Source organism: Pontibacterium sp. (assembly GCF_041587635.1).
Classification (GTDB): domain Bacteria; phylum Pseudomonadota; class Gammaproteobacteria; order Pseudomonadales; family Balneatricaceae; genus Pontibacterium.
Map to the genome: position 1 here is coordinate 1 of NZ_JBFGYC010000097.1, position 9,672 is coordinate 9,672.

10 protein-coding genes are annotated in these 9,672 nt (G+C 51.1%); 7 read left to right on the forward strand and 3 right to left on the reverse strand.

Annotated features, from left to right (window positions below):
- The 7 genes from ABYW01_RS07095 to ABYW01_RS07125 all read left to right on the forward strand — a co-directional run.
- A partial coding sequence (locus tag ABYW01_RS07095) for a DnaJ C-terminal domain-containing protein (protein ID WP_372831787.1) occupies window positions 1-630 on the forward strand: 630 nt, incomplete at its 5' end.
- A gap of 55 nt (window positions 631-685) precedes the next feature.
- Complete coding sequence (gene cysE / locus ABYW01_RS07100; RefSeq protein WP_372831788.1) at window positions 686-1,486, forward strand: serine O-acetyltransferase; 801 nt, start codon at window positions 686-688, stop codon at window positions 1,484-1,486.
- A 36-nt stretch (window positions 1,487-1,522) separates the two neighbouring features.
- Window positions 1,523-2,326, forward strand: a complete 804-nt coding sequence (dapB, locus tag ABYW01_RS07105; protein ID WP_372831789.1) for a 4-hydroxy-tetrahydrodipicolinate reductase — start codon at window positions 1,523-1,525, stop codon at window positions 2,324-2,326.
- Between the two features lie 352 nt (window positions 2,327-2,678).
- Window positions 2,679-5,192 (forward strand): putative bifunctional diguanylate cyclase/phosphodiesterase, encoded by a 2,514-nt coding sequence (locus ABYW01_RS07110; protein WP_372831790.1) that lies wholly within the window; start codon window positions 2,679-2,681, stop codon window positions 5,190-5,192.
- Window positions 5,193-5,375: 183 nt separating this feature from the next.
- Window positions 5,376-5,792 carry a rubrerythrin family protein gene (locus ABYW01_RS07115; RefSeq protein WP_372831791.1) on the forward strand — a complete coding sequence of 139 codons (417 nt, stop codon included), beginning with the start codon at window positions 5,376-5,378 and terminating at the stop codon, window positions 5,790-5,792.
- A 60-nt stretch (window positions 5,793-5,852) separates the two neighbouring features.
- Complete coding sequence (locus ABYW01_RS07120) at window positions 5,853-7,199, forward strand: heterodisulfide reductase-related iron-sulfur binding cluster (RefSeq protein ID WP_372831792.1); 1,347 nt, start codon at window positions 5,853-5,855, stop codon at window positions 7,197-7,199.
- A 12-nt stretch (window positions 7,200-7,211) separates the two neighbouring features.
- Complete coding sequence (locus tag ABYW01_RS07125) at window positions 7,212-7,799, forward strand: DUF3501 family protein (protein ID WP_372831793.1); 588 nt, start codon at window positions 7,212-7,214, stop codon at window positions 7,797-7,799.
- Window positions 7,800-7,872: 73 nt separating this feature from the next.
- Here ABYW01_RS07125 and folX read toward each other — a convergent pair whose 3' ends face one another.
- The 3 genes from folX to ABYW01_RS07140 all read right to left on the reverse strand — a co-directional run.
- The gene (gene folX / locus ABYW01_RS07130; protein WP_372831794.1) at window positions 7,873-8,235 is read right to left on the reverse strand and encodes a dihydroneopterin triphosphate 2'-epimerase; all 363 of its coding nucleotides are present in this window, start codon (window positions 8,233-8,235) and stop codon (window positions 7,873-7,875) included.
- Window positions 8,236-8,289: 54 nt separating this feature from the next.
- Window positions 8,290-9,186, reverse strand: a complete 897-nt coding sequence (locus ABYW01_RS07135) for a D-hexose-6-phosphate mutarotase (protein ID WP_372831795.1) — start codon at window positions 9,184-9,186, stop codon at window positions 8,290-8,292.
- A gap of 78 nt (window positions 9,187-9,264) precedes the next feature.
- Window positions 9,265-9,672, reverse strand: a 408-nt coding sequence (locus ABYW01_RS07140) for an SPFH domain-containing protein (protein ID WP_372831796.1), incomplete at its 5' end; no start/stop codon positions are given.

The window sequence follows — 9,672 nt, forward strand, 5'->3', positions numbered from 1 at the left end:
GGTATGGGACAGGTGCGTATGCAGCAGGGTTTCTTCTCTGTTCAGCAAACCTGTCCAACCTGTCGAGGTGAAGGCCATGTGATTTCTGATCCATGTGGTGACTGCCGCGGTCAGGGGCGCATTGAAAAAACTAAAACCTTATCTGTGAAGATTCCACCGGGTGTGGACACGGGTGATCGTATTCGTCTGGCGGGCGAAGGCGAGGCGGGGACGCATGGCGGACCTGCCGGTGATCTTTACGTACAGGTGAATGTTGTTGCGCATCCGATCTTCGAGCGTGATGGTAAGCATCTATACTGCGAAGTGCCTATCAGCTTTATCGATGCCGCATTAGGCGGAGAGCTGGAAGTGCCGACGCTGGATGGCCGTGTGAAACTGAAGGTTCCGGCTGAAACTCAGACCGGCAAACTGTTCCGATTGCGTGGCAAAGGTGTGAAACCTGTTCGCGGCGGTTCGGTTGGTGACTTGCTGGTACGTGCAGTTGTTGAAACACCTGTGAACCTGAGCAGTCGTCAGAAGTCCTTGCTGAAAGAGTTTCAGGAAGAGATGGAGCAGGGTGATAGCAAGCATTCACCCAAAAAACACGGCTTCTTTGATTCCGTAAAAAAGTTTTTTGAAGATATGACCTAAGTGATGGGCCGCTTTGGTGGCCCATACTGTTTTCTGGTCACACTATGAGGGCGTCATGACCTCCATACCGCTAGAACCCAAAGCGCTTTGGGCATTAATTCAGGAAGAAGCACGTCTTGAAGCGGAAAATGAACCGTTTCTGGCAAGCTTCTTCCATGCAACCATTATTGGTCATCGTGATCTGGCATCGGCTCTTTCCTACCTGCTGGCGGGGAAGTTGGCAGATGAAGTGATGCCTGCTGTTACGTTGCGCGAACTGATCGAGCAGGCGTATGAATCTGATCCACAGATTATTATGTCGGTCTGCCACGACCTGAGTGCTGTACGGACGCGAGACCCCGCTATCGGTAAGCTTTCAACGGTGCTGCTCTATCTGAAGGGCTTTCATGCTATTCAGGCTCACCGCATTGCAAACTGGATGTGGAAGCAGGGACGTACTTCGATGGCTTTGTATATCCAGAGCCGTGTCAGCTCCACCTTGCAAGTTGATATTCATCCAGCGGCGTGTATTGGTCGTGGTGTGATGTTCGATCATGCGACCGGTATTGTTGTGGGTGAAACCTGCGTCATCGAAAATGACGTATCGATCTTGCAGAACGTGACACTGGGTGGGACCGGGAAAGAATCCGGTGACCGCCATCCGAAGATTCGTGAAGGCGTATTAATTGCCGCCGGCGCGAAGATCTTTGGCAATATTGAAGTAGGTGCTGGCGCTAAAGTAGGCGGTGGCTCGGTAGTGCTGGAAGATGTGCCTCCCCACACGACGGTCGTAGGTGTGCCTGCGAAGATAGTGGGCAGCGCAGGGTGCGAAAAGCCCGCGCTGGATATGGACCAGAATATTCCGAACGAAGAATAAGCCGCGTTAAACGGCAATGAATCAGGACAGAATCGCATGATCAGAATTGCAGTGACCGGTGCAGCCGGACGTATGGGTAAGGCCAATATCGAAGCGATCCAGCAGGCGGAAGGCGTTGAATTAGGTGCGGCGATTGTCGAGCCTAGCAGCTCTCTGATTGGTGCCGATGCGGGTGAAGTAGCAGGTGTTGGTAAGCTGGGCGTGAACATCGTCGGTGACCTGGCCGATGCAGTAAATGATTTCGACGTACTGATCGATTTCACCGCTCCGCAAGCAACACTGAAAAACCTGGCGTTCTGTGCTGAAAACGGTAAACAGATCGTAATCGGCACGACGGGTTTGAGCGATGCTGAACGCGATGAGCTGAATAGCTACGGTGACAAGTTGGCGGGTGTTTTTGCCTCCAATATGAGTGTCGGTGTGAACTTGTGCTTCAAGTTGTTGGCCATGGCGGCAAAAGCGCTGGGTGACGACTACGATGTGGAAATTATCGAAGCCCATCACCATCACAAAGTGGATTCTCCGTCAGGTACCGCGCTGAGCATGGGCGAAGCAGTGGCTGATGCGCTGGATCGTGATCTGAAAGAATGTGCAGTTTATGGTCGGGAAGGTCAGACCGGTGCACGTCCGAAGAAAGAGATCGGCTTTGCAACCATTCGTGCGGGTGACGTGGTGGGTGATCACACGGTCCTGTTTGCGACTGAAGGCGAGCGTGTCGAGATTACACATAAGGCCAGTTCCCGTATGACCTTTGCTAAAGGTGCAGTGCGTGCAGCGCGCTGGGTTAACGGTAAAGAAAACGCGATCTACAATATGCAGGATGTATTGGATCTGCACTGATCTAATCTGACCTGTTTAATTGCATGTTGAGCGTCGATGCGCTCGACATCCTTCCAGGCCCCTGTTCAGGGGCCTGTTTGTTTTTGCCTGCTAATGCCTAGGTTGAAGTAAACGTTTGTTTGAATGAGTTTTGGTCAAGCAAAATGAAGAAATCAAACAAGATGAATGTTGATCTCGCCACGGTTTTTTAGACTTTGTTAAATATTTTCTTTTAAAACAGTGGTCTTGTGCTACGTTTAAGTGCGCTTTCTGTTTTGTGGTGGAAAATTAAAACAAAATGCAATCCAAACGCAGTACTATCAAAACCTATCTCCTGAGATGGATCCTGCTGTTTTCGGCACTCGGATTTCTGGTGATTTTTTTAATTGCCAGCCACGCCTTTACCAGCAGTATTCGTGACAATGCTAACGAGATTGCGGAACGTGTCGCTCGGCAGACATTCAATTCTATGTATCTGGTGATGAGCCAGGGCTGGAGTCGTCAGCAACTCGAGCAATTTCTCGGTCAGATGGAACAGGATAACGCTCAGTCAGATCTTAAAGTGACGCTCTATCGGGCACCTGTTGTTGATCAGCTATTTGGTCATATCGAACAACCTGCGATGGATGACAGCCTGAAAGAGGCGATCCGTACAGGCCAGGCCCTCTCCCAGCAAGTGGATGATTCCAGCCGTTACCTTTACCCGTTAACTGCGAAAGAAACCTGTCTGGCGTGCCATACCAATGCCATATTGGGGCAATCGTTGGGATTGATCGAAGTTCAACAAGAGTTATCGGCGACGGTTGCTCAAGCTAAAACCAATCTAATTTATAACCTCTTGCTCATCGCACCCTTGCCGTTGTTGCTGGGTTTTCTGGCGGTACGTTCGCTCACCCGCCGGGTCGATGAGTCAATTAATCAGCTGACGACCAGTGTGGCGACGGTTGAATCGATAGCGGATCTGGAGAAGTTAGAACGGGAGCGTTCAAAACTTGCCTTCCATGAACTGGCGCGGATTTACGATGAGGTGGGCACGCTGGCAACCAAACTGCGTCATGTGGCGGTGGATAAAGAGTTGCTGGAATTTGAGATCCGGTTGCTGGAAAAATTTGTGATCACCTCTGAAGTGGTTCGGGACTGGCGAGAGTACGTCAGTGACCTGCTACTTGAGATCAACAAGGTGATTGATGCGCACACGATGTTCTCCATCTTTAAGGTGGATGATGAACTTTTTGATCTGGAGATCTTCTGGTTACGTCCGGCGAGTCAGGAAACCCAGGACAATATGGAAAAAGCGGTGATCCGCCGCTTGAAAGAGAGTGACTCGCAGTTGTACTCCGCTGGCTTGAATGTGCGTCACAACATTGCCAGTCGAGAGGGTGAATTGATCGAGTTGGATCAGGACAGCATCGAATTGCAGTGTAAATCCCTGCTCGTAGATACGCCGAAAATTGGCGGCATCGTCGGGATTGGGGTGCAAGCCGAAATCATCCGGGATCAGACCAAGTTGCTGGTACTGGAAAGTGTGCTATCGACCCTGTTGAACGTTGTGGGCTCGGTACGGGCGATCTACAAATACACCAACGATCTGGAGTATTACGCAACACGGGATCCGCTGACCAACCTATACAATCAGCGGATGTTCTGGGAACTGCTGGAATATGAGCTGGATCGTTGTGCTCGTCACGATTACAAAGTGGCTGTGCTGATGATTGATCTGGATAACTTCAAATCGATCAATGACGGTTATGGTCACAGCTGGGGCGATAAGCTGTTAGAAATGTTCGCTGAATGTTTGCAAAAGACCTTTCAGCAGGGTGCTGTCGTGGCCCGCTATGGCGGTGACGAGTTTGTCGTGATGTTGTCAGAAGCCTCGCTGGAAAGTGCCGAGGAGGCGGGGCGGATGTTGCTGGATCGTATCCGCTGCTTCTCGGTTGAGCACAGTTCCGGGGCGGAGCTGAAGATCACGGCATCAATTGGTATCGGTATTTATCCTGATCATGCCCAGAGTAAGAAAGATCTGTTCATGTTTGTGGATAACCTGATGTATCGGGCGAAGCAGGACGGTAAGGACCGTTTGTGCGTACCGGACGAGCATGACCTTGTGAATATCTTTAAAGATATGAGCGAGAAAACACTGCTGGTGAAGCATGCCATTGAGCATCGAAAACTGATCCCGGTCTTCCAGCCCATCCAACGCACTGATAATGGACAAGTCACTGCAGTGGAGGTACTGAGTCGTATCGAACTGCCGGATGATAGTTTGATGAAAGCGGCTGAGTTTATCGAGATCGCAGAGTCGATGGATAAAATTCACGCGCTGGATTATATCGTCATGGAGAAGGCGTTTTCGGCGGCGCGTGAGATCAATTACAGGGGGCTGTTGTTTATCAATATGTCACCTCGTGCAGTTGTGGTGAGTGACTTTATCCAGCAGGTTAAACGCTTAACCCGGCAGTACGAAATCAATACGGGTAACATCGTATTTGAGATCACTGAACGCGATACGGTGAAAAGTATCTCGATGCTGGAGCAGTTTGTGGTCAACCTTAAAGATGAAGGCTTTAAGCTGGCGATTGATGACTTCGGCTCAGGATTCTCCTCGTTCCACTACCTCAAGCACCTGCCCATTGATTACGTCAAGATTGAAGGTGAATTTATCGCCAATATGGCCAGCGATAAGCGCGATATGGCGTTTGTGAACAGCATCGCCAAGTTATCCAGGGAACTGAATCTGGAAACAATCGCTGAATTTGTGGAGAGCGAAGAGGTACTGGAGTTGGTTGAAGCCGCCAACATTACCTATGCACAGGGTTATCATATTGGCCGCCCGACGCCGGATCTCGCCAGCATTGTCGTTCAGACATACGAGCCCGCAGAAGTTTAACCCCGGTGGCAGCGTCGGTTATGGATGACCCTAGCTGCCACCACCCCTTCCCTGCATGCGGATCATATTTTGGTCATAGCGGTACTCAATAGATCAGATAAAGATTCTCTATTTAGACTCCTTTGATATGCCTATCTATCATTAAGTTGAGCTGTCTTGATTCACTGATAGAGGAGAGTGACTATGTCTCTCAAAGGTAGCAGGACGGAGCAAAATCTGAAGGATGCATTCGCGGGCGAATCTCAGGCCAATCGTCGTTATCTCTACTTTGCCGCTAAGGCCGATGTCGAGGGCTATAACGATGTATCAGCTGTTTTCCGCTCCACCGCCGAAGGTGAGACCGGTCATGCGCATGGCCATCTCGACTATCTTGAAGAGGTGGGGGATCCCGCAACGGGTCTGCCAATCGGCGAGACCGCCAACAATCTGAAAGCGGCGATTGCCGGTGAAACCCACGAGTATACGGATATGTATCCGGGAATGGCGAAAGCGGCCCGGGAAGAGGGTTTCGACGAAATTGCCGACTGGTTTGAAACACTGGCGAAAGCAGAGCGCAGCCACGCCAATCGTTTCCAGAAAGCATTGGATGCACTGGACTAACTCTGACCTGGAAATCAGGGCAAGACCATTGCGCTGATTTCCGGCAGCGAGAACAACGGTATGAGCAAATCGCCTGACCGTGAGGGCAGTTTGGACGCACCTACACGCCATCCGCTGGACTGGAAGAATGAATCTTTTTATGACACCGATGATCTTAATCATGAGCTGGCGCGGGTGTTTGATATCTGCCATGGCTGCCGGCGTTGTGTGAACCTCTGTGATGCCTTCCCGACGCTATTTGATCTGGTTGATGAGTCCGACACCATGGAGGTGGATGGTGTTGATCCCATGGACTTCATGAAGGTCGCTGATCAATGTTATCTCTGCGACATGTGTTACATGACCAAATGTCCCTACGTACCGCCGCATGAATGGAACGTCGATTTCCCCCACCTGATGCTGCGGGCAAAAGCAGTGAAGTACAAAGATCAGGGGGCGAGCTTTCGCGACCGGGTGCTAACCAACACCGATCAAGTGGGGCGTTGGGTAACGATCCCGCTGATTGACGTCACCATCAATGCGCTGAACGAACAGCGCTGGGCCAGAAACTTGATGGAACAGAGCATAGGGATTCACCATCAGGCGGTGTTACCTAAGTTTGATTCAAAAACCCTGCGTAGACGGGTGACCTCTCAACTGACTGAGTTACGTAAAGTTACCGTCACGGCTACGGACAAGACCCGTGGAAAGATCGCCCTGTTCGCGACCTGTTACGGCAATAACAACAGCCCCGAATTGGGTGAGCATCTGGTGGATGTTTTCCACCACAACGGGATTCAAGTGAAACTGGTCGGGAAGGAGCGTTGCTGCGGTATGCCCAAGATGGAGTTGGGCGATTTGGCATCGGTAGAACGTGCCAAAGAAGACAACATCCCTGTGTTGGCTGATCTGGTGGATCAGGGATACGATCTGACCGCGCTGGTGCCGTCGTGTGTCCTGATGTTTAAGCAGGAGCTGCCCCTGATGTTTCCCGATGACCCGGAGGTAAAAAAAGTGCAGCAGGCGTTTTTTGATCCCTTTGAATATCTCTGGTTACGCAACAAAGCGGGGCTGTTACGCAAAGATTTCTCAAATCCACTGGGTGATATTAGCTATCAGGTGGCCTGTCATCTGCGGGTGCAGAACATCGGCTATAAAGCCCGTGATGTATTGCAGTTGATACCCGACACCCGGGTCAATGTGCTGGAGCGTTGTTCCGGTCATGATGGTACCTATGCAGTCAAAGTGGAAACCCACGATAACGCCGTGAAGATCGGACGGCCGGTTGCCCGTAAGGTGAAAGCGGCTGAAGGGGCAACCCTGAGCAGTGACTGCCCGATGGCAGGCAGTCATATTGCGCGTTTGAGTGAGACGGTAGAAGGTTCGCAGCATCCTATCAGTTTGCTGCACAAAGCTTATGGGCTCTGAGGAGTGTTGAGCATGAACAAACTTACACGTGATGATCTGCTGTCATTGGAGGCGTATGCCGCCTGCCGTGATCAGTTCCGACGTGATGTTATGACCCACAAAGCCCGTCGTCAGATTCAGCTGGGCGAACACATTCGTTTATTATTCGAGGATCGTCTGACCATGCAGTATCAGATTCAGGAGATGCTACGTGTTGAACGGATTTTTGAAGCGGATGCGATTCAGGAAGAGCTGGATACCTACAATCCTCTGATACCTGACGGCAGTAACTGGAAAGCCACCATGCTGATCGAATACAGCGATGTGGATGAGCGCCGTAACGCATTGGCTGAACTGATCGGTGTGGAGCGTAAACTGTGGATACGCGTCAACGGTTATGAACCTGTCTACGCGATCGCCGATGAAGATCTGGAACGGGAAAATGAAGAGAAGACATCCAGCGTGCATTTTTTACGTTTCGAGTTGCCGCCGAAGGTGCTGAAATCTGTTAAGAATGCAAAAACGGGTGTGCGTATGGGGGTTGACCATCCCGGATACTATGTCGATATGGATATGCCGGATCAGAGTCGAATTGCCTTGTTAAAGGATCTCAATGGGTAGGTTGTGACGAGCACTATGATGCTCAACACAACCTGTCAGGAGGGTACCTGATCTATCGCGAGATCATTGATCGTTACTTCCGCCACTCCAGTGACAATGAGACGGAATCGGCAAAGCGCAATGCGTGTGGCTTATCGATCGTGACCCGCGCGTATTCGGTCCAGTCGTGTTCACTGCAGATGTCGAGTACATCGGACACCAGTTTTTCCAGCAGTTTAAAATGCCCGGCTTCCACGTGGGATATGACCTTTTTGGTGATGACTTTGTAGTTGAGCGCGGCTTCTACATCGTCATTGGTCATCGCTTTCTCCGCGGGGTAGTGAATTTCGATATTGATCACAACGTCCTGTTGCTTGGTCATCTCTTCAGGATTAAATCCGATAAACGTGCGTAACCGCAGATTGGTGATGTTGATGACCGCATTGCTGATCGACATACAAGCTCCTTAGTGTGATCAGAAAGTTTATCCAGAGGGTAACAGATCTTCAGTCTAAGATGTCCCGGTGATCTGTAGGGTTGCCTGCCTACTCTCATCCGGTGCCAATACCCAGCTGTTGCCAAATGCCGCGCCTCTTTCTAAGCAGATAAATTGCTGATGGATCCCTTCTCCAACATCGCTCATGGCCGCTGCATTTTCAGCGCCGGGATTCCACACAATAGCCGTCTCGCAGTTGTGCCCGCTGATGGTGATGGCGGGCTGTCCCAGGATCTGCTGGGAGACGGGTACGGATTCATACACACGATCGACTTCGCCGTTAAAGCGGATATTGCCGTCCTGAAGCGTGGGTTTAAGTCCCCGCAGGTTATCCAGATAGTTCAGACCCGAGAGCCCTGCAACGGCGGTTGATGCCAGGTCGCCAACCGGATGGTAACTGTGCAGGGCCCAGCTGAATTCTGCATCCGAATCTGAGTGATTGTGGAGCGTGAGTGTAATCTCGATCTCATTCGACAGTGTTATCTGCAGTTGGGCGGTAAAGGGATACGGAAACAGCGCCCGATCCTCAGTACCGGATTCGAACGTAAAGACCAGTTTGGTGGTGTTCGGATCTGGTTCGTGAATCTCGCTTAGCTGCCAGTCCTGATTGCGTACAAAACCGTGCTTCGGTTTGGAAGGATCTTTTTGATTCACGCCGAACCAGGGCAGGCACACAGGAATCCCGCCGCGGATCGCCGTGCCTTCGGCGAAGATGGCGTTAGGGCTGAGCCAGAGCAGTTCTGTAGTCGATTGGGGCTTGAACTGGAGTACGTGTGCCCCCTGAACTGCAATAACCGCCTCGCAACTCTGGTTGCTGACGTGCAGCAGAGGCAGGGCGGGTGGGGGTTTTTGGTAACGCTGAATACTATCGGTTAGCGTAACGGTCTGGCTGTGATCGATGATCTGCTGCAAAGCGCAATCCCTGTGATTTTACCTGTGGGTAACAGGGATGGTATGTGATCTGTCGTCTAATGTGCAGTCTCCATCCTGCTATTTTTTTGCTGCGCTTACGCCATCTTTCAGGGTGTTAAACAGATCAATCGGCAGAGGGAAAACGATAGTGTTACTGTGTTCGCCCGCTATCTCGGTGAGGGTGTGAAGATACCTTAGTTGCAGTGCTTTGGGTTGTTCCGACAAAATGGCGGCCGCTTCGCGCAGTTTCTCTGAGGCTTCCAGTTCACCCATAGCGTGGATCACTTTTGCCCGCCGTTCACGTTCTGATTCCGCTTGTTTTGCGATTGCTCGGATCATCGATTCATTCAGATCAACATGCTTGATCTCCACATTACTGACCTTGATGCCCCAGTCATCGGTCTGCTGATCCAGGATGGTCTGAATATCCCGGTTGAGGGTGTCGCGGGAGGCTAGCATTTCATCCAGTTCGTGTTGGCCGAGGAC

Bases quoted from the DNA above. Each gene is read 5' to 3' on its own strand.
- cysE (WP_372831788.1), top strand. From the start codon at position 686: ATGACCTCCATACCGCTAGAACCCAAAGCGCTTTGGGCATTAATTCAG.
- dapB (WP_372831789.1), top strand. From the start codon at position 1,523: ATGATCAGAATTGCAGTGACCGGTGCAGCCGGACGTATGGGTAAGGCC.
- ABYW01_RS07115 (WP_372831791.1), top strand. From the start codon at position 5,376: ATGTCTCTCAAAGGTAGCAGGACGGAGCAAAATCTGAAGGATGCATTC.
- ABYW01_RS07120 (WP_372831792.1), top strand. From the start codon at position 5,853: ATGAGCAAATCGCCTGACCGTGAGGGCAGTTTGGACGCACCTACACGC.
- ABYW01_RS07125 (WP_372831793.1), top strand. From the start codon at position 7,212: ATGAACAAACTTACACGTGATGATCTGCTGTCATTGGAGGCGTATGCC.
- folX (WP_372831794.1), bottom strand. From the start codon at position 8,235: ATGTCGATCAGCAATGCGGTCATCAACATCACCAATCTGCGGTTACGC.